Raw genomic sequence first — 19,466 nt, forward strand, 5'->3', positions numbered from 1 at the left:
GCCTGGTCTAAAATATCCAAAAAACACATCGACGGCATATTCCTGCCAAAAAAAGGCCTTGCTGGATTTTAAATCCAGCAAGGCCCAAATTTCCAAAAACCCGGCAAGTTTATGCCGTATGGATTGATGGATTCAATTGGCTACAAATCATCATCCTCTTCGAAATCGTCATCGTCCGGAGCGCCCATGTCAAACATGGAGCTGAAGAGGTCCTTGAACTGCATCCCTGTTTCAAGCAATTTTTTGCTCAACTGGCTGTACTCCGCCAAACCGTGGAGTGCAAATTCCATGAAGAACTCCTTTTCTCTTTCCGGAAGGTTTTTCACCGTCTGGGTAATGACGGTTTCAAGTCCCGGAACCCCATGCAGAAGGGATTTGTACGTTTTGTCATTTTGGGAAGCCAAAATGTCCAGGGAATTTCCTTCCCCAAACCATGCCACCGTTGCCTCATAAGGATTGGCCAATTTTTCTTTTTTGTTCTGCTCAGGTGATGGGAAATAATCCGTGAACAGGGTCCTGATGGCTTTTCCAATCAAATTATAGGCGACCAAACCGGCACCTTCCTGTTCTCCTTCATACACCAACTCCACTTTTCCGGTAATTGCTGGAATGACGCCAATCAAATCTGCGATTCTGATGACGGTACTTTCCTCATTGTTCAGATAAAGGCGTCGCTCTGCCGCACTGATGAGGTTTTCATAGGCGGAAATCGTCAAGCGGGCAGAAACGCCACTTTTTTCGTCCACATATTCGCTACTTCTTGCCTCAACTGCAATCTGCTCGATCAGGTCCTTCATCAATTCGGGAACATGAATTTTGTCCAAGGGCTTGCCGTCCAGTCTTGCTTCCTGTGCAGTGATCCTCTTTCCGATTTCGATGGATTTTGGATAGTGCGTGATGATCTGGCTTTCGATACGGTCCTTGAGTGGCGTGACGATACTTCCTCGATTGGTGTAATCTTCTGGGTTGGCCGTGAAGACAAATTGGATGTCCAAGGGCAATCTCAGCTTGAAACCACGGATCTGAATATCGCCTTCCTGCAGGATATTGAACAGGGCAACCTGAATCCTTGCCTGCAAATCGGGGAGTTCGTTGATCACAAAAATGGAACGGTGAGACCTTGGCACCAGGCCATAATGGATCACCCTTTCGTCATTGTAGGAAAGCTTCAGTGTAGCGGCTTTTATGGGATCCACATCACCGATCAGGTCAGCAACAGAAACATCCGGGGTAGCGAGTTTTTCGGTGTAGCGGTCGTGTCGATGCCACCAAGAAATGGGTGTATGGTCGCCCTTTGAGGCGATAAGGTCATGCGCATAGGCAGTCAAGGGCTGAAGTGGGTCGTCATTCAACTCTGCTCCATCCACCACTGGCACATATTCATCCAATAAATGGGTCATCAATCGGGCAATTCTTGTTTTGGCCTGTCCTCTCAATCCCAAAAGGTTGATGTTGTGCCGTGAGAGTATGGCGCGCTCGATATCCGGGATTACAGTATCTTCAAATCCCCAAATGCCTTCGAACACGTTCTCTTTTTTCTGGATTTTTTTGATGAGGTTTTGGCGAAGTTCTTCTTTGATCGAGCGGGGCTGGTAGCCGGACGCTTTCAATTCCCCCAAAGTCTTTATTTTCAATAATTCTTTTGCTGTCAATTTCTGATAGTCCATGCTATACACGTTTTGTTCTGTTTCTTTTATAATCTTCAAAAATAAGGTCTCCCAGACCTTTCAAACTGCTGTAATAAGCATTGCCATTGTTCACCTTGGTGAATTCTTTGACGAATTCCTTGAGATAGGGATCCGTTGCGATCATGAAGGTGGTCACAGGGATTTTGATCTTGCGGCATTGAGCAGCCAATTTTAGCGTCTCGCTGAGAATTTTGCTGTCGATACCAAATGCGTTTTTATAATATTTGATGCCGACTTTCAAACAGGTTGGTTTACCGTCGGTGATCATGAAGATCTGTTTGTTGGGATTTTTTCTCCTTCGGAGCAAATCCATGGCGAGTTCAAGTCCCGCTACTGTATTGGTGTGGTACGGCCCGACTTGTAGGTAGGGCAAATCCTTGATTTCAATCTGCCAAGCATCGTTTCCGAACACGATAATGTCCAAGGTGTCTTTTGGATATCGGGTTTTGATCAATTCGGCCAAGGCCATGGCCACTTTTTTGGCCGGGGTGATCCTATCTTCCCCATAGAGAATCATCGAATGCGATATATCGATCATCAGGACTGTGGAGGTTTGGGTTCGGAATTCATTTTCATTGATTTCCAAATCCCCTTCCGTCAACAGGTAATCCCCAGAAAGTCCATGGTTGATCTGTGCATTCCGCAAAGAATCCGTCAGGGCTATCTGATCCAGATTGTCTCCAAATTCATAGGCACGACGATCCGTTCCCTTTTCTTCCCCTTGTCCCGAATGGGTTGTCTTGTGGGTTCCTCCCTTGGCTTTTTTGAGTTTTCCGAAAATTTCTTCCAGGGCACTCTTCCGAATGGTTTGCTCCGCTTTGCCAGTGATTTTGAAACCACCTTTTTGGTTTTCTTCCGTCAGGTAGCCCTTGGACTTCATCTCTTCGATAAAATCCCCGATGCCGTACTCCGGATTGGTCATTTTGTAGCGCTTGTCCAGGTTACTCAGCCAATTGAGGGCCTCCGACACATCTCCTCCCGTCATGGTCACCAATTGAAGAAAAATGTTCAACAGGTTTTCGAAAGCATTTTTCTCAGGGTCCTGCGGGGGTATATATTGTGTAAATCTAAATCCTTTCATAACACGGTCATAACCAAAATAGGGGAAAACTGGTTTAAATCTTGTACGATTAATATGAAAATATATGAAAAACTATCTCTTTCCCGTCTACCTGGTCACAGGCTTTCTCTTGATCTATGTGACCTCCGTCCAGGTGAATTTAAGCACAGGACTGATCCTATTTATGTTTTCCATTTCACCGGTTTTGGTGCTTTGGATGGTTTATAAAGTATTGACGGCCGATGTGGAGGTCAAACATACTTTCGAAGAAAAGTGGTATGAGGACTACGATGCGCCTCTTTTGGAAAAAAAATAATCCTAAACCAATTGCGATGAATAAAAAAATAAGGGTAACCGGAAATGTTCAAGGAGTTTTTTTCAGAAAGTGTACTCAACAAAAAGCCCTGGAATTGGGGATAAAGGGTTGGGTCAAAAATGAGCCAGACGGATCTGTATTGACGGAAATCGAAGGTGAGTTCTATGCCGTGATGGCAATGGAAGAATGGCTGAGGAAAGGACCTCCGAATGCAAAAGTGGACGCCCTCTGGGAAGAAGAAGGAGAAAAACAGGGGTATGCGGATTTTTCAATCCTGTATTAATTCCCGAAGGCGAAAAGTATTACTTTTCACATGCCCCTTTCACAAAGGAGGTTACGCCGCTATTGGTGGCCAGACAGTCATTGGAATAAGTCTTTCCGTCGCAGCCGCAGACAGGATCAAAAAGCATATAACAAACTGCTTCAGTATTGATTTTTGCGGGATCAATACAGTTCACTATTTCCTTGGGTTGCTGGTCCTCACACTGGAAAGCTAAAAATATTCCTGAAATGGCCAGAATGATTATTGACAATGTCTTTTTCATGAATTTGCGATTTGTTATAAAGACGTAAAACCGAGGAGAAACGCTACAATTTCTTCAGATTTTTCACTCGGGTCTCGGATAAGGGGCTTTTCCACCCACAGTCAATCTGATAAAGTACGAATACTCACGCTCCTGATTCAATAAAAAATAATCTTTTGTATGCATTTTCTTCAAATAAATTTCGATTGATTATTTTTGACCGCATTCAAAAACCGACGCAAATGAATCCCTCAATAGATCCGATTCTTCACCTGAAAAAAACATTTTCCAATATAAGTTACGCTGAAAAAAAGCTGAGAAACAGGGAGTTTATCAAATGTGAATTTATCGCTTGTGATTTTGCGAAAAGTGATTTGAGAGACAATGATTTTGAGGATTGTACTTTTAAAAACTGCAATTTTTCCATGGCTTTGATCGAAGGGGCGGGTTTTAGAAATGCCACTTTCATTGGATGCAAATTGCTTGGGGTAGATTTCACGAGATGTAACAGGTTTCTGTTTTCCTTCAGTTTCCAAGACTGTTATCTGGATTACTGCACTTTTTTTGGCACAAAACTTCGAAAAACGAAATTCACAGGTTGCTCACTCAAAGAAACGGATTTCACGGAGACGGATTTGACAGAAGCTGTTTTTGATGCTTGTGACCTGAGCGGGACAAAGTTTTCCAACACGATTCTGGAGAAAGCGGATTTTCGTTCGGCCAATAATTTTGCCATTGACCCCGACAGGAACAAAATGAAAAAGGCGAAATTTTCAGCCTTGAACCTTGGAGGCTTGTTATTCAAACACCAATTGGAGATCACCAATGATGGATAGGTTGCAATTCAATACTCCATTGCTAAAAGTGTTGTTATTTTGGTCGCAAGAGGTCTTATTCCCAAATGCAAACCTCTGAATTTTTGAAAAAGGTTTGCTGCCCTTTTCAAGTGATTTTTTCAACCCGTTTTATGCATTACAAACGCTATTCAATATTGTAATGAACTGATAATCAATTGGGTGTTGACTATTATTAACTTCACCCTATTGGAGTCAGGAATTATTCTCCCAATAGTCTGATTTTCTTTCAGTTTCAATCCCATTTGGAAACCTAATGCATATTTCGGGTTCAAGAGTCGTTCAGTCTCTGTTCCCCCAAGTTTGGAAAGGGCTTCATTTTTCGTTTCCTCCTGCGACTCTCGATAATTTTCTTAATTTTGTCAATCAAAAAAAGAAAACAATATGCTTGACAAATTACAAGCACTCAAAGATAGATTTGAAGATGTGGGTCAGCTGATCATTCAGCCGGATGCGATGTCGGACATGGGCAAATACACCAAGCTAACCAAAGAGTACAAGGACTTGGAAAAAATTGTGGAATTGTATGACGAGTACAAACTGGTTTTGGATAACATCACCAGCTCCAAGCAAATTCTGGACAAGGAAAAAGATCCGGATTTTAGGGAAATGGCCAAGGCGGAGATCGAGGAGTTGAAAAACAGGCAAGAGGAATTGGAGGAAAAACTCAAGCAACAATTGATTCCCAAAGATCCAAATGATTCCAAAAACTGTATCCTGGAAGTAAGGGCAGGTACCGGAGGGGATGAGGCCGCGATTTTTGCCGGAGATCTCTTCAGGATGTACCAACGCTTTTGTGAAAAACAGGGCTGGCAGCTTACCGTACTGGATCTAACCTTTGGCTCCTCAGGAGGATACAAAGAAATCATCAGCACCATCACGGGACCTGATGTCTACGGGATGATGAAGTATGAATCCGGAGTCCACCGCGTACAGCGCGTGCCCGCCACCGAAACACAAGGTCGGGTCCACACCTCCGCAGCTTCCGTTGCCGTCCTCCCAGAAATGGATGAGGTCGAGGTGAATATCAACATGAATGAAATCCGAAAAGACACCTACTGTTCCTCCGGTCCTGGTGGACAATCGGTCAACACCACCTATTCGGCGGTAAGGCTTACCCACCTTCCCACAGGAATGATCGTGACCTGTCAGGATGAAAAATCCCAGATCAAAAACTTTGAAAAAGCGCTGAAAGTATTGCGTTCCAGGCTTTACGAAATTGAATTGAACAGGCACAACGATGCCGTGGGCGCACAAAGAAGGTCAATGGTAGGAAGTGGAGACAGGTCTGACAAAATCCGGACTTACAACTATTCCCAAAGCCGCGTGACGGATCATCGTATCAACAAAACCGTCTATAACCTTCCCGATTTCATGGAAGGAAATATCGAGGAATTCATTTCCGCCCTGAGATTTGCAGAGAATCTTGATAAAATGAAGACCAATGGCATGGAAGAATAGCCATTTGCTGAAAAAAGAAGGATAATAATTGCAGAATGCTAATAATTTTAGGCGTTAAACTGTAATATTTTGGTTTTTAGTACAGAAAATCACAAAAGGGCGTTAACTTAAAGAAAACTAAAACCAACCTGCATGATTATTAGTGGAAATAAAAGCATAAGTCTGGTTTCTTGGCAAGATGGACATTTCCATAGCTTATATCCCTTGGCCAACAATCCAAATATAGCCAAGAACCTCAAAGACAGTTATCCTCAGCCCTATACGATTCACGATGCACGGTTTTGGATCGAGCACAACCAAAAATTCAATCCCCCACAAAACTTTGCCATTGAGTTTGAAGGCAAATTAGCAGGATCGATTGGCTGTGAGATCGGGAAAAATGAATTGAGCACAAATTTAGAGCTGGGCTTCTGGATCGGAGAACCATTCTGGGGAAAGGGTATCGCGACTGAAGCGGTCCAGCTTTATAGCGAATACGTGATTGAAAAATTTCCGGAAATCAAAAGGATTTACGCGCAGGTATACGATTTCAATTTTGCCTGCATGAAGGTGTTGGAAAATGCCGGATATGTTCCCGAAGCCATTTTGAAACATGGCTATATAAAAAATGGTGAAGTTGGAGATCTTTTCCAATATGTGATGATTCGCGATGACGTAGAAAAACACGCGTAAAACAAACGGCCTGGTTCTTGGGAAATCCTTCCCGCTTTTGAACCAGGCCATTTATTTTTAGATATCGATGGCCAAAGCCTGTTCAATATCCCAGATAATGTCGGAATAATGCTCTACTCCAATGGAAATCCTAACCAGTTTTTCACTGATTCCCAGCAAATTTCTGTCCTCCTCGCTTACATCGCTGTGGGTCATGGTCGCTGGATGCTCTACAAGCGATTCAGTACTTCCCAGTGAAACCGCCAGTTTGATAAGTTTCAAATTGTTCAAAAAAGAAAAGGCTTCCTTTTCTCCTCCGACGATGTCAAATGACAACATCGCTCCTGCTGAGGTCATTTGTTTTTTGAAAACAGCATATTGAGGATCCCCAGGCATTAGATTTCCGAGGTAATAGACTTTTTCCACCTTAGGATGATTTTGAAGGAATCCCGCTACTTTCTCGGCATTTTCAGCCTGCTTGGTCATCCTTACCTTTAAAGTTTCCAGACTTCTCATCAGCAACCAACCCGTCCAAGGTCCAGTCATATTTCCCAAAAAGGTCCTAAGGGTCCTTACACGCTTCATGAGCGATACATTACCCAATACTGCACCAGCAATAAGATCAGAGTGACCCCCGATATATTTGGTGGCGGAATAGACGACCAAGTCCGCCCCGTGCGCCAAAGGATGTTGCCAAAGTGGCCCCATATAGGTATTGTCGACGCAAACGATCACCTTATCATCATTTCTGGAATGCTGGTCAGCTACCATTCGGCAAACTTCCAAGTCAAACAGCGTATTGGTGGGATTCGCTGGCGTCTCCACAAATACCATCTTGACCTTGTCTTCAGCCCCTTTGGACTTTACCATTTCGGTGATTTCTTCCAATGACTGGGAACTTGTAAATCCAATGCCATTGATTCCGTATTGTGGCAAAACCTTATTGATGAAATGATCTGTACCGCCATAGACGGGCTTGCTGTAAAGAAGAACATCGCCAGGCCGCAAAAACTCCAGCATAACTGTAGAAATGGCCGACATGCCGCTTTCAAACACAGCACATTCCTCTGCCTGATCCCAAAGACAGAGTCTTTCTTCCAAAATTTGAAGATCCGGATTGTTCAATCTGCTATAGATCAATCCCAATTCCTCGTTAGGTTCTTTTTCCCTTTTGCCATAGGCAACCTGAAAAAAGGATTTGCCCTCTTCAGCAGATTTGAATACGAAAGTGGAGGTTTGGAAAATAGGACATTTGATCGCCCCTTCGGACAATTCCGGCTTGTATCCATGGGTCATCATCAGACTTTCCGGATGAAAATTTCTTTGGTCCATTACATTTGGGTTTAGGAGTGCAAATGACATAAAATCTTCCAATAAAATCAAGAAGACTCATAAAATATTATTTTGAATCACTTAAAAATATATGGATTTTATTTTATAAAAATGGATCAGGAATATATTTTATTCCATTTTACCAAAATAAAATTTTGTTTGGCTTTTTGAATAACGAGGTCCGCCTCCAAAAAATATGGGGGGAAACCCAAAAAGAAATTTCTCATCAATTTCCTTTTGGGTTTCATCAAGACCCCGATGAATGAGGAGGGTACCCCAGTAGGGGGTTGAAAATTAATTCACGATTATTTTCCTGTAATATTCCCGCTCTCGGGTGCGGATCGCCACGGTATGGAGTCCCCGTGGCAAATTGTAGATTGCGTATTCAAAAACCCCTGGTCTTCCCTTGATTTGATTCAAAGTTTGTCCCAAGGCATTCACGATTGAAATTTCCTGGACATCGCCTAGGCCCAGCAATCTTAAATTGAGGTTTCCTTGCGACGGGTTTGGATAAAGTTCGATTTTGGCATCGAAATTTTCCTCTCCTATACTGGTAATGAGATTCACATTGACCTTCAAACTTCTTTCTTCACCCTTGTTGCAGCCGTTCATTGGAGAGACGATCAAGTCGAAATTCCCCTCCTTTTTCCAAGTCACCTTGACTTTACTTGTCCCTTGCCCTTCCGAAATTTCTCCTCCACCATCACTTACACTCCACTGGTAGTTGACATTTGGCACTTTCACCACTTGGTATTCTTCTTCGGATAAGGCGACCATAACAGGCCCGGAAATTACTGAGGGAAGTTCGGGAACATTTTGCACCAAGATGCTTTTAGAAAAAGCCAATCCATTTCCACAAGGGTTTTTGGGGGTAACTTTTAGCTGCTGGGCATTCAATCCTGTCCATTGCACTTTGACCTTGGAAGTTCCCTGGCCTTCCAGGATAAGTCCACCAGTCAATTCCCATAAAAAATCGGTCCCTGGAACATCGAAAACTTCATATTCTGCAAAACTATTCAAGCAGACCGCCCCTTCGCCGGTAATTTCGGGGATTTTTACAGGCTCGGTGGAAACCAACACCTCAAGTCCACGGGTACTTCCATTTCCACAATTGTTTTTCCCCCTAACCAATACTGCATTTCTTCCCGGACTGTCCCATCTGACGATAACTTTGTTGGTTCCCTGACCTTCCAAAATGGTCCCCCCATCCACTCTCCAGTCAAATTCCTCTCCCTGAAGCAAATCGGACTGGACGGTGTAAATCTGCTGACTGAGGCAAATATTGCTTTCCCCAAAGATGACTGTTGGGGTTTCCGGGACTTGGCAGCTGTAACTGAAAAGCGTTCCCTTCGCACCGACAGCATACCCCCGGCTCAGGTCGCCGAAACTGATCCCCGAAAAATTCTGGAAGGTCCCCGTGGGCATTCTTTCCCAGGTCTCACCGGCATCGATCGTCCTAAGCATCAATCCTTTTTCGCCGGCAATAAATCCAACAGACTCATCCAAAAAATCAATAGCAGTCATGTTTTGTGTAAACGATGTGGTGATCTTTTTCCAGGTTTTCCCTTGGTCCGAACTTTTCAGAATACTGCCTTTGTCTCCGACAACGATGGCATTTTGCACGTCCAATAATTTCATCGCATTTAGGTTTTCTGTGGTAGGAAGGGTGATTTTCTCCCATTGTTGCCCGCCAAAAGACCATCCCAAATACCCGTTTTTTCCGATTACGATCCCAACCGCAAAATCAAAATAGGCGATGTCCCTTAAATCCACATTCGTATTGCTGCCAGTGACTTCCTTCCAATTCACACCAGAATCTGTCGTCGAAGAGATAAATCCACCATTTCCGACTACATAACCCACACTGTTGGCAAAAAAGAAAAGTCCATTGATGTTTACCTCCGTGTTGAGGTTGAGGGAGGTCCAGTTGGAGCCGGAATTTCCCGTCCTGAGGACAATCCCGTTTTCTCCGGCGAGATAACCAAAGTTGTTTGTGGGAAAAGACAAACCGTTGAAAGCAATGGACAAAGGCCTGGAGCGATCCACCAAGGAGGTTCCACCATTGGAGGTCACCAAGAACCTGCCCGCCTTTCCAATGATATAACCAAGATTTGCCGTTTTGAATTTTGTTCCCGTATAGTCATTGTCCACACCCGATAACCGAAGTGTCCAGCTTCCTCCAGAATTGATGGAAGAAATGACAAAGCCGTTGGTTCCTACAGCAAACACAACATTAGAACCCGTCCTAAAGCTTGCTGCGGCATAATTCTCGGAATTGTTGATGTTGATGCCATCGAAGGTCAGGCCTCCATTGACGGTCCTAAGCAGCGTTCCGGAGTTGCCCACTATCACCCCGGCATTGGAATTGGTTTTGTTGAAAGAAACGCTGATCAGGTCCCTTTCGGTACCGCTGTTGACAACTGTCCAAGATTGGGCGGCATCAATTGTTTTTAGAATTATTCCCTTTTCACCCACGGCATAACCCGTTTTGCCTGACACAAAATAAATGTCATTCAATGATTTACTTTCACCGGTATTGCCCAAGGTCCATGCATTACCTCCATTGAAGGTTTTGAGAACCTGTCCGGAAGACGTTGCAATATAGCCGGTGTCAGAATTGACAAAATAAAGACTGTTCAAATCCGTGGTGTTATTCACTTGTTGCTTCGACCAATTTTGTCCGCCATTGGTGGAGCGGAACACTTCGCCTTTTTCTCCGACGATGTAAGCCCTATTTTCATTCAGAAACTTTACTTTTTTCAAAGTGGCTGCAGTAGCCAAATTTTTCAGCTGCCAGGTGCTCCCGCCATCGGTTGTCAGATAGACTTGTCCATTTTCACCCACAATGAGTCCTCTGTTTTGATTGAAAAAATCCACGGCGAGCATTTTATTGTCCGTCGGAGGTTCCAATTCAGTCCAACTCAATCCCCCATCAATGGTTTTCAGGATAATCTGTTCCCCTGAAACAAAACCTATTTCGTCAGTTACCCATGAAATTCCAGTCAGTTTATTTCCCCAACCCCCAAGCCTTCTCCAGGTTTGGGCAAAAAGCGAATGCCCTACGATTACGAAAAAAAGCAATAGCAGTAGAAGTTTCTTCATAATGGGGAAGTCTATTTCAGGGATTTTAGCGCACTAAAACGAAATTAAATATAAGAATAGTCTAGAGGTTTACAAGGTGTCGATTTGAGCCCTAGAGTCAAGCCATTGCGAAATTTGCATAAACAGCATTAAACTTTTGAGGAAAGGTGAATTTCTTGCTGTTATGGTTTAGAAAATAAATTGAATTTTTCGAATAATTTCAAATTGGTTTTTGGAAAACCTCACCAAACTAACAATTTTCATTAAAACACCCCTTTTACTAGTCTTTAGATCGCTGCGGAAATGGACACTTATGGGCAGATTGGGGAATGAGAATTGGCCCTTGCCTCTTGATGGAATCACCTATTCTCAACCAACGCCACAACGCTTCTTTTGAAACTATTCCCAATCCTGCAGGTCCTGATTTTTGGCGGTTACATGGGGTTTTCGCTTTCGTCAAATTGAGTTTTTGGTTGGTCCTTATAGTGAACAGCCCGTCCGCTGGGATCCCAATTGAATGTACCGTCGATTTCACAATGGAATTTTAAAGGCATATCGTATATTTACAATAACCAAGATTTTTACTTCCAGCTATCGGGGATAAACCAAAAAAAAGATGAAAAAAACAATATTTAGCCTAGCCCTCTATTTGGCTTTGAGTGCTTGCGGTTCCAATGAACGGGTGAGCAAGGAAGTTTTTGAGCAGGTTAATAGAAGCATGGAAGTCAAGAAACTGAGTGAATCCGAAATCATTCAGGCGGCCATGGTTTGGGGGGAAGAAATCAGCAAAGAAAGCCAGGAACAGTTGATGGCAGCGCTGAAGAAAGCAATTGCCGATGAAGGGGTTCCGGGTGCCATCGAATTTTGCAACGTGAATGCCTTGCCAATTGTAAGGGAAGTTGGGGAAAAACATGGTGTAACTGTCAGAAGGGTCTCCATGAAATACAGAAACCCCGAGGACAAACCCTTGCCTGAGGAAGAAGCGCTTCTAGATGCTTATACCTACAATTCCGAAAACGGGATCAAGAACGAGCCCAACATCCAGAGAATCCAAAATGGCGATATTTTGCTTTTCACAAAAGCGATTGTAATTCCCGATGCCTTTTGCCTGAACTGTCACGGGTCGATCGACAAAGAGATCAGTCCGGAGACTGCCCAAAAATTGAAAAATCTATACCCAGAAGACAAAGCCACCGGACATAAAGTGGGCGACCTTCGGGGAATGTGGAGCATAGGCCTCCCAAAAAAGGAATTGATAAAAAGACTTTAATTCCCAAAAGCAGAAATACGATCTTGGTAGGTAATGGAAAATTCGCCTGTGTGAGGAGGCTCGGGGACGTCCCTTCAAATCTCAAGCTCAATTTATCATCAATCTGTATATTCCAAAACATGCATTGGGCTTCCCATTGGGGTTGAAACTACAAGAAAATCAGACTATTTGGAGAATAAGGAGAAGTACCGAGTCGGTGACGTTAAATACGGCAAACAACTCACTGATTTTTAAGCAATTTCAGGATTGAATTGAATTTGTAATGCACAAAACGGGTTAAAAAAGGTGCGGGCTAGTTTTTGCACTTGGGTTTTGCGGTGATATTCAATGCTTCACGTCTTTCGCCCTAAATCATCACGAAGGATTTTAAAAAATTCAAGGTTGTTTTTTGGATCAAAAATCTCTATCAAAATTTCGGTTCACCCATTCAAGTTTTTCCTTCTTCTGTCGATGAAAAAGCTTGAGCGAGTGAACCGTATTTTTGGAATATATATCCCTTAAACCCAAAATATGCATTAGGTTTCCAAATGAGATCGAAATTGCAAGAAAATCAGCCTATTGTGAGACTAATTCCTGACACCAATAAAATGAAATCAAAAACAATCAACAACTAATTGAATATCAGTTAATTATACCATTGAATTGAGTTCGTAATGCATAAAACGGGTTCAATTACTTTTTTTGTTATCCAAACACAATCATTTGGATTAGGCTTGGTTTTATAAATACATTCTCTATAATCAGAGAATTATTTGCCAAAAGTATCCTGTTTTTTACTCTACAGTTACGGATTTGGCCAAGTTTCTTGGCTGATCCACATTACATCCTCTCATCACGGCGATGTGATAGGACAAAATCTGAAGAGGTACTACAGCCAGCAAAGGAACAAATGCCTCTTCTGTAGCAGGAATCTCGATCACGTGGTCCGCTAGATTTCTTACCGAAGTATCTCCCTCTGTCACTACCGCAATGATTTTTCCTTTCCTTGCCTTAACTTCCTGTATGTTACTTACTACCTTTTCGTAAGAACTGTCCTTGGTCGCGATAAATACGACTGGCATTTCTTCATCAATCAAGGCAATCGGACCATGCTTCATCTCTGCAGCTGGATATCCTTCTGCGTGGATATAGGAAATTTCCTTCAGTTTCAAAGCACCTTCCAGGGCAACGGGGAAATTATAACCACGTCCCAAATAGAGGAAGTTTCTGGAATCCTTATATTCTGCTGCAATTTTTTCTATCTGATCGTTTAGCTTCAAAGCCTTTTCCACCTTCCCCGGAATAGTTTCCAGTTCACTCAACAGTTGGATATATCTGCTTTCAGGCAAAGTTCCTCTTTGATAGCCAAGTTTCAAGGCCATCATCGTCAAGACAGAAATCTGTGCCGTAAACGCCTTTGTGGAAGCCACCCCGATTTCCGGGCCTGCGTGGGTATAAGAACCTGCGTGGGTCGCCCTTGCAATGGAAGAACCCACAACGTTACAAACCCCAAAAATGGTCGCTCCTTTAGATTTTGCCAATTCTATCGCTGCCAGGGTATCTGCCGTTTCGCCCGACTGGGAAATGGCGATGACGAAATCCTTTTCACTCACGACAGGGTTTCTGTAACGAAACTCTGATGCATATTCTACTTCCACCGGAATTCTCGCAAATTCCTCAAAAAGATACTCTGCTACGAGACCTGCGTGCCATGAAGTACCACAAGCCGTAATGATGATTCTTTCTGCGTTTTGGAATTTATTCATATAATCCCTCAAACCGCCCAATACCAATCGGCCATTTTTGGCATCCAACCTTCCTCGCATACAATCTGCGATCGATCTTGGCTGCTCATTGATTTCCTTAAGCATAAAATGCTCGTAACCACCTTTCTCTATCGCTTCCAACTGCATTTCCAGTTGGTTGATATAGGGATTGGTTTCTACATTTTCAATCGTCTTGATTTGAAGTTTATTGTCCCTGATCACAGCGATTTCATAATCATCCAGGTAAATCACCTGGTTGGTATATTCGATGATCGGAGTAGCATCAGAAGCGAGAAAATACTCGTTTTTCCCAACACCAATAACCAAAGGGGATCCTTTTCGCGCCGCGATGAGCGTATCGGGCTCTTCTATATTCATGATAACAATCGCATAGGCGCCCACCACTTTGTGCAGAGCCAATCTCACAGCCTCTTCCAGGCTACAGTCATTGTTGTCGTAGATATCTTCGATAAACTTGATGAATACCTCGGAATCTGTTTCACTTTGAAACTGATATCCTTTGTTGACGAGGTCGGTTTTCAACACTTCATAGTTTTCTATGATCCCGTTGTGGATCATCGCAAACTTTTCGTTGGAAGAATAATGAGGATGTGCATTGACGTCATTGGGTTCTCCGTGAGTTGCCCATCGGGTATGCCCAATCCCTATTGTAGAATTGAGATTTTTGAGATCAACCAGATGGTTTTCCAATTCAGAGACTTTTCCCTTCTTTTTGTAAATGCTTAGGCCTTCCTTGTTGAGGAGGGCTACGCCGGCACTGTCATAGCCCCGGTATTCTAATCTTTTGAGACCTTTGATGATGATAGGCAAAGCTTCTTGCATGCCTACGTATGCTACTATTCCGCACATAAGTAAAAATATTGAGGATTAAAGGTAATGTTTTATAATAATGGCAATCAAAAATGCAACCAAAAACCAATCTTCAATAAAAAATTCAGTTTTTACGCTTTTCAATTGCGGTAATCATTTACAATGCTCTAATTTTAGAGTAATATATTTTTAATTTGATATTGTTTTTATTGACCACAAATTCTTTAAAAGATTTCTTAAAATCATCTCCCGCTGTTCCGGGTGAGTTTGGGTAAAGGATCCAATCATTCCTTTGCAGATTGGATCTATACACTGAATTGATATAAGAAGTGATTCTTTGATTGTAAACCTTTGATTCAGAGAAATAAGCCAAAAGAGCAGGGGCCAATACAGCCGGAACGATGTTTCCATTGGGATCAACGCCCTGTTGTGCTTGGCCATCGGCCTGTATAGACAGTGGTTCACCATCGAATCTGGTAAGCACCCTGTTGGTTTCATTGGTGAAATTCATCACCATAAAAGTGGGAGGGAGATTGTCTGCAGAAGCTGATTCCAATGGGCCTATTTCAAAGGAAATATCGTTAAAGGTGACATTTGTTATGCTATCAAGGAATGCATCAATGGGACTCGTGTCTATTTTCAAGACCAAACCAACACCAGATTTGGATCCTACTTTTTCCCCGGTGTCATAAGCTTTGCCTGATTGAGTGATGATTTCTGTTGGCGTACCTTGACGGTCATTCTTCACATAATTGAAATGACGGGATTGTGCAGTACTAATTGGATAAACCGTTGGAACGGTATCGCCTTGGTAGTGATAAAAAACCGAAATTCCAGTCGTGTTCCCCACTCTTAGACTGATGGAAGCTTCTTGTTCAGGGTTTCCGGTAATCGCTATGCCCTGAATCAATCGCCTGAAGGAAAATATATCCTTGAATGCGTCACCTTTTTTCATTTCCTGAAAAAGGAAAGCCGCAAATTCATCCTTCACCTTCGTGCTTACCATGGTATCTTTTCTAGCGGAAAAATTAAAACTATTTTCGGCTATTGAGACAGGATCAAATTCCAATCTATCAAAACTATAATAAGATGTGTCTTGGATTCCTTCTGTCAACAAATGGACTTTAAGGGATTTTGGTGTGCTGAAATTCTTTCCGGTTGCAGATTCTACCTGAAAATTGAACTTGACAGAATCCAAAATCGCCTCTTGCCTTGGCAAAGGGGCAGTGACATTGATGGCAAGTCTACTAAAACCAATACCTTCAGTTTTACCAAAGAAAGCACTGGTTTCTCCTCCCACCACAAAACTTCCCTGATTGGTCGTGTTGAATGAATCCAACAAGACCATAGACGCAGATAGGGGTATCTCCGTAAAGAAAACCCCTATTTGATTATTGTTTGGATCCAAGTCTAATCCTATATTGGAAGGATCGCTACATGAACTCGCAATGGTCAAGGAAATGAACAAACCTCCAGCCAGTTTAGCCGGCAAGGTCTGTATAGATGTTGTAATAACTTTCAAAAAGCTGTTCTTCTTCTTCGCTGTTAATTTCACACTTTTTATCTTTAGAGCACTCTTCAATGAGTTGGGTAAGATGTTCTGAGATGTCATTGCTCTTGATGACTACGTCGGCATATGCCATTCCGATTTTAAGGAAACCTTCGTAATCTTTTGATTTCAAGGGCGCAAGAATGGAATCATCGATATCCACCATTTTGACCTTCTCAAACAAATCATCGCCAAATTTATGGTTAAATCCGGTATTATAAATAGCGAATACAGATTTTGTATCTTTAAATAGAGGTTCGTTCTTGTATGTGGTCTTCAGATACATTGGAATCAAACTTGTCATCCAATCATTGCAATGAACCACATCTGGAGCCCAGCCCAGTTTTTTTACTGTTTCAATGACTCCTTTACAAAAGAAAATCGCTCTTTCGTCGTTGTCTTCATAGAATTTTTCCTGCTTGTCATGGAAAACGCTTTTCCTCTGGAAATAGTCTTCGTTGTCAATAAAATAGACCTGAAGCTTGGCATTAGGTATGGAAGCAACCTTGATGATCAAAGGTTTTTCTTCCTCTCCAACAGAAATATTGATACCTGAAAGTCTCACTACCTCATGCAATCTATTCTTTCTTTCGTTGATCAAACCAAATCTGGGAACAAGAATACGGATTTCCATTCCTTTTTCCTGCATGGCTTGAGGCAATGCCCTTACAAAGTTGGCAACCTCTGAAGTTTCAAGGAATGGATTGATTTCACTGGCTACGTAAAGAATACGAAGTTTGGACATATCTTGTTTATTTATGTTTAGGGATAATACGGGACTACAAACTTACGAAAAAAAAGCGGTAAATCCATTGTTTTTCTAAAGAATACCCTACTTTTGCGACTATTTTACAATTTGCAAACACAAGAAAGGTGCATATCCTCCGGACAAAAAACGAAATATCAGACAGTCTACATCCATTGAGAATTGACAATAAAACAATCGGTTTTGTGCCTACAATGGGCGCTTTACACGAAGGACATTTGTCTTTGATCCATCAGGCAAAATTATCTTCTGACTCTGTTTTAGTCTCCATATTTATAAACCCAACCCAATTCAATAGCAAAGAGGATTTTGAAAAATACCCCCAAACACTAGAGGAGGACCTTCAGGTTTTGGCTGCTTCTGGTGTTGATTACGTGTTTTTGCCTCACCTGAACGAAATTTATCCTGAGCCAACCACCTTAAATTTTGACTTCGGAGACTTGGAAAGGACCCTTGAAGGGACCTTTAGACCTGGCCATTTCAATGGTGTTGGACTGGTGGTTTCCAAACTGTTAAATATTGTTAAACCCAACAAAGCCTACTTTGGACAGAAGGACTTGCAACAAGTAGCCATTATCAAAAGACTGGTAAAAGACCTCTCCTTTGATGTGGAAATCATCGTGGTGGAAACCAAAAGGGAGCAGGATGGCTTGGCCATGTCTTCCCGGAACCTAAGGCTCAGTTTGGAGGAAAGGACCATCGCGACGCTTCTCTATAAGTGTTTGATTTTTGGCAAAGATGAACTATTGGCAGGAAAAGATTGGTTTGAGGTAAAAGACAGGATTACAAATAGGTTCCACAATGAGCCCCAAGCCCGATTGGAATACTATGAATGGATCGAATCGGATACATTTGGCAGAGTAACCCAAATCCAAAATTCACAAAAAACATCCATCTGCATAGCGGCTTATATTGGCGAAGTCAGATTGATCGATAACCTTACTATTACTGAATAATTATATCATCCATGCATATTCAAGTATTAAAATCCAAAATACATCGGGTAAAAATCATGCAGGCAGAACTCCATTATGTGGGGAGTATCACCGTAGATGAGGACCTTATGGACGCTGCTAATCTCATTGAAAATGAAAAAGTACAGATCGTCAACATCAATAACGGCGAACGTCTGGAAACCTATGTTATCAAAGGAGTAAGGGGAAGTGGAATGGTTTGCTTGAATGGCCCAGCCGCAAGGAAAGCCCAAGTAGGGGACATCGTCATCATTATTTCCTATGCTTCCATGGAATTCGAAGAAGCCAAAAAACATAAACCGGTGATTGTCTTTCCAGATGACCACAATAAAATAATCTGAGTTGAAACTTACTCTTAAACAATGGATCCAGGTGTTTCTCTCTTTTGGGGTGGCCATCTGGATTTTTTGGTTTTTATATAAGGACATCAGCCAAGAGGCACTTTTAGAAGGACTTCGGGAAACCTCGGGTTTTTGGCTCGGACTGTCTATTTTGATTTCCATAATAGGCTTTTGGTTGAGAGCTTGGCGCTGGAAACTGTTGATCCAAGTTGGTGAGTCCGACAGCATTCCTACCAAAAGAGTATTATTGGCATTGATGATCGGTTATTTGGCGAATTTACTCGTTCCACGGGCTGGTGAGATTGCACGATGCGGAGCATTGAAAAAAACCGAAGGCATCCAAATCGGGAAACTTTTCGGAACTGTCATTCTAGAACGAACCATAGATTTGATTTTTCTGGTCTCCACCATTTCTATTGCCTTCCTGATTGAAAAAGACCTCTTCCTCAGCCTATTATCCGATTTGGTTTCCTTGGAAACACTCGGGGACAAAATCTCAAGCGCCCTGCCACTCCTTTTGGGAGGAGCATTTGTCGCATCGATTTTTATCTATTTGGTTTTTCAAAAATACAGGGATCATGGCCTGTTCCAAAAATTCCAGCATTTCATCAGGGATATCATAAAGGGGTTCATCAGTCTCAAACAAGTTCGGAATCAATTTGGCTTCTGGTCATCTTCTGTACTTATTTGGGCAATCTATTATCTGACCATGTATTTTGTGGCCCTTGCCATCCCTTCCACTGCCAGTCTGTCAGCCGGTTCGGTTCTCATGGTGATGGTCATGGGAAGTATTGGCATGATCGCACCTGTTCAAGGGGGCATTGGGACATTCCATGCACTCGTGGCCTTTATTTTGATGGCATATGGTTTGACGAATGAGGAAGGTAAAATCTTTGCCGTGATTGTCCATGGAAGTCAGGTACTCACAGTGATTGTCTTGGGAACAATTGCATCAGCCGTTTTCCTGAAACTTTCAGCTAAGAAAGAACCTAAATCCTCTTAACTTCGTATTCAGAAAGCAAT

At 42.5% G+C, this 19,466-nt stretch carries 17 protein-coding genes; 9 read left to right on the plus strand and 8 right to left on the minus strand.

From position 1 onward, the window contains the following. Nucleotides 1-140 precede the first annotated feature (140 nt). Together Q7J63_RS08725 and Q7J63_RS08730 are read right to left on the minus strand one after the other, a co-directional pair. Entirely contained in the window at nt 141-1,667 is a 1,527-nt protein-coding gene (locus Q7J63_RS08725; RefSeq protein ID WP_019596007.1) for a magnesium chelatase, read from the minus strand. A 1-nt stretch (nt 1,668) separates the two neighbouring features. Beyond that, complete coding sequence (locus Q7J63_RS08730) at nt 1,669-2,769, minus strand: VWA domain-containing protein (protein WP_019596006.1); 1,101 nt, start codon at nt 2,767-2,769, stop codon at nt 1,669-1,671. A 64-nt stretch (nt 2,770-2,833) separates the two neighbouring features. Here Q7J63_RS08730 and Q7J63_RS08735 point away from each other — a divergent pair, with 64 nt between their 5' ends. Both Q7J63_RS08735 and Q7J63_RS08740 read left to right on the plus strand, forming a co-directional pair. Further along, nucleotides 2,834-3,064: a hypothetical protein gene (locus Q7J63_RS08735; RefSeq protein WP_304885465.1), complete on the plus strand. Its 231-nt coding sequence runs from the start codon at nt 2,834-2,836 to the stop codon at nt 3,062-3,064. A 16-nt stretch (nt 3,065-3,080) separates the two neighbouring features. Next, nucleotides 3,081-3,347, plus strand: coding sequence for an acylphosphatase (locus tag Q7J63_RS08740; RefSeq protein ID WP_304885467.1), 267 nt, complete (start codon nt 3,081-3,083; stop codon nt 3,345-3,347). 19 nt (nt 3,348-3,366) lie between these two features. On the opposite strand, the gene Q7J63_RS08745 is transcribed toward Q7J63_RS08740, so the two are convergent. Then, nucleotides 3,367-3,609 (minus strand): hypothetical protein, encoded by a 243-nt coding sequence (locus Q7J63_RS08745; protein WP_019596003.1) that lies wholly within the window; start codon nt 3,607-3,609, stop codon nt 3,367-3,369. Nucleotides 3,610-3,830: 221 nt separating this feature from the next. Between Q7J63_RS08745 and Q7J63_RS08750 the strand changes: the two genes are divergently transcribed. The 3 genes from Q7J63_RS08750 to Q7J63_RS08760 all read left to right on the plus strand — a co-directional run bounded on the left by Q7J63_RS08750 (nt 3,831) and on the right by Q7J63_RS08760 (nt 6,575). Further along, complete coding sequence (locus Q7J63_RS08750) at nt 3,831-4,424, plus strand: pentapeptide repeat-containing protein (RefSeq protein ID WP_304885469.1); 594 nt, start codon at nt 3,831-3,833, stop codon at nt 4,422-4,424. A 402-nt stretch (nt 4,425-4,826) separates the two neighbouring features. Further along, nucleotides 4,827-5,903 (plus strand): peptide chain release factor 1, encoded by a 1,077-nt coding sequence (gene prfA, locus Q7J63_RS08755; RefSeq protein WP_019596001.1) that lies wholly within the window; start codon nt 4,827-4,829, stop codon nt 5,901-5,903. A gap of 132 nt (nt 5,904-6,035) precedes the next feature. After that, nucleotides 6,036-6,575, plus strand: a complete 540-nt coding sequence (locus Q7J63_RS08760) for a GNAT family N-acetyltransferase (protein WP_019596000.1) — start codon at nt 6,036-6,038, stop codon at nt 6,573-6,575. 57 nt (nt 6,576-6,632) lie between these two features. Here Q7J63_RS08760 and Q7J63_RS08765 read toward each other — a convergent pair whose 3' ends face one another. Together Q7J63_RS08765 and Q7J63_RS08770 are read right to left on the minus strand one after the other, a co-directional pair. Further along, nucleotides 6,633-7,886, minus strand: coding sequence for a cystathionine gamma-synthase family protein (locus Q7J63_RS08765; RefSeq protein WP_304885473.1), 1,254 nt, complete (start codon nt 7,884-7,886; stop codon nt 6,633-6,635). 294 nt (nt 7,887-8,180) lie between these two features. After that, nucleotides 8,181-10,988: a YCF48-related protein gene (locus tag Q7J63_RS08770; protein WP_304885474.1), complete on the minus strand. Its 2,808-nt coding sequence runs from the start codon at nt 10,986-10,988 to the stop codon at nt 8,181-8,183. Between the two features lie 595 nt (nt 10,989-11,583). Between Q7J63_RS08770 and Q7J63_RS08775 the strand changes: the two genes are divergently transcribed. Next, on the plus strand, nt 11,584-12,237 hold the full coding sequence (locus Q7J63_RS08775; RefSeq protein ID WP_019595995.1) for a DUF3365 domain-containing protein: 654 nt from the start codon (nt 11,584-11,586) through the stop codon (nt 12,235-12,237). 773 nt (nt 12,238-13,010) lie between these two features. On the opposite strand, the gene glmS is transcribed toward Q7J63_RS08775, so the two are convergent. The 3 genes from glmS to Q7J63_RS08790 all read right to left on the minus strand — a co-directional run bounded on the left by glmS (nt 13,011) and on the right by Q7J63_RS08790 (nt 17,107). Then, complete coding sequence (gene glmS, locus Q7J63_RS08780; protein ID WP_026333419.1) at nt 13,011-14,852, minus strand: glutamine--fructose-6-phosphate transaminase (isomerizing); 1,842 nt, start codon at nt 14,850-14,852, stop codon at nt 13,011-13,013. A gap of 118 nt (nt 14,853-14,970) precedes the next feature. After that, the gene (locus tag Q7J63_RS08785) at nt 14,971-16,368 is read right to left on the minus strand and encodes a DUF4270 family protein (RefSeq protein WP_304885477.1); all 1,398 of its coding nucleotides are present in this window, start codon (nt 16,366-16,368) and stop codon (nt 14,971-14,973) included. Beyond that, nucleotides 16,295-17,107 (minus strand): glycogen/starch synthase, encoded by an 813-nt coding sequence (locus Q7J63_RS08790; protein WP_019595991.1) that lies wholly within the window; start codon nt 17,105-17,107, stop codon nt 16,295-16,297. Before Q7J63_RS08790 ends, Q7J63_RS08785 begins: the two co-directional genes overlap by 74 nt. A 128-nt stretch (nt 17,108-17,235) precedes the next feature. Here Q7J63_RS08790 and panC point away from each other — a divergent pair, with 128 nt between their 5' ends. From panC to Q7J63_RS08805, 3 genes are read left to right on the plus strand one after another with little or no spacing between them, the layout of a single operon-like run. Continuing rightward, nucleotides 17,236-18,084, plus strand: coding sequence for a pantoate--beta-alanine ligase (gene panC / locus Q7J63_RS08795; protein ID WP_304885480.1), 849 nt, complete (start codon nt 17,236-17,238; stop codon nt 18,082-18,084). A gap of 11 nt (nt 18,085-18,095) precedes the next feature. Beyond that, complete coding sequence (gene panD, locus Q7J63_RS08800; RefSeq protein ID WP_026333417.1) at nt 18,096-18,443, plus strand: aspartate 1-decarboxylase; 348 nt, start codon at nt 18,096-18,098, stop codon at nt 18,441-18,443. Between the two features lies 1 nt (nt 18,444). Next, entirely contained in the window at nt 18,445-19,446 is a 1,002-nt protein-coding gene (locus Q7J63_RS08805) for a lysylphosphatidylglycerol synthase transmembrane domain-containing protein (protein WP_304885483.1), read from the plus strand. Nucleotides 19,447-19,466: the final 20 nt, after the last annotated feature.

It is taken from the genome of Rhodonellum sp. (assembly GCF_030656585.1).
In the GTDB taxonomy this organism is placed as follows: domain Bacteria; phylum Bacteroidota; class Bacteroidia; order Cytophagales; family Cyclobacteriaceae; genus Rhodonellum; species Rhodonellum psychrophilum.

Bases quoted from the DNA above. Each gene is read 5' to 3' on its own strand.
- panD (WP_026333417.1), top strand. From the start codon at position 18,096: ATGCATATTCAAGTATTAAAATCCAAAATACATCGGGTAAAAATCATG.
- Q7J63_RS08790 (WP_019595991.1), bottom strand. From the start codon at position 17,107: ATGTCCAAACTTCGTATTCTTTACGTAGCCAGTGAAATCAATCCATTC.
- Q7J63_RS08770 (WP_304885474.1), bottom strand. From the start codon at position 10,988: ATGAAGAAACTTCTACTGCTATTGCTTTTTTTCGTAATCGTAGGGCAT.
- Q7J63_RS08740 (WP_304885467.1), top strand. From the start codon at position 3,081: ATGAATAAAAAAATAAGGGTAACCGGAAATGTTCAAGGAGTTTTTTTC.
- glmS (WP_026333419.1), bottom strand. From the start codon at position 14,852: ATGTGCGGAATAGTAGCATACGTAGGCATGCAAGAAGCTTTGCCTATC.
- Q7J63_RS08730 (WP_019596006.1), bottom strand. From the start codon at position 2,769: ATGAAAGGATTTAGATTTACACAATATATACCCCCGCAGGACCCTGAG.
- prfA (WP_019596001.1), top strand. From the start codon at position 4,827: ATGCTTGACAAATTACAAGCACTCAAAGATAGATTTGAAGATGTGGGT.
- Q7J63_RS08750 (WP_304885469.1), top strand. From the start codon at position 3,831: ATGAATCCCTCAATAGATCCGATTCTTCACCTGAAAAAAACATTTTCC.
- Q7J63_RS08725 (WP_019596007.1), bottom strand. From the start codon at position 1,667: ATGGACTATCAGAAATTGACAGCAAAAGAATTATTGAAAATAAAGACT.
- Q7J63_RS08735 (WP_304885465.1), top strand. From the start codon at position 2,834: ATGAAAAACTATCTCTTTCCCGTCTACCTGGTCACAGGCTTTCTCTTG.
- Q7J63_RS08745 (WP_019596003.1), bottom strand. From the start codon at position 3,609: ATGAAAAAGACATTGTCAATAATCATTCTGGCCATTTCAGGAATATTT.
- Q7J63_RS08775 (WP_019595995.1), top strand. From the start codon at position 11,584: ATGAAAAAAACAATATTTAGCCTAGCCCTCTATTTGGCTTTGAGTGCT.
- Q7J63_RS08760 (WP_019596000.1), top strand. From the start codon at position 6,036: ATGATTATTAGTGGAAATAAAAGCATAAGTCTGGTTTCTTGGCAAGAT.
- Q7J63_RS08765 (WP_304885473.1), bottom strand. From the start codon at position 7,886: ATGGACCAAAGAAATTTTCATCCGGAAAGTCTGATGATGACCCATGGA.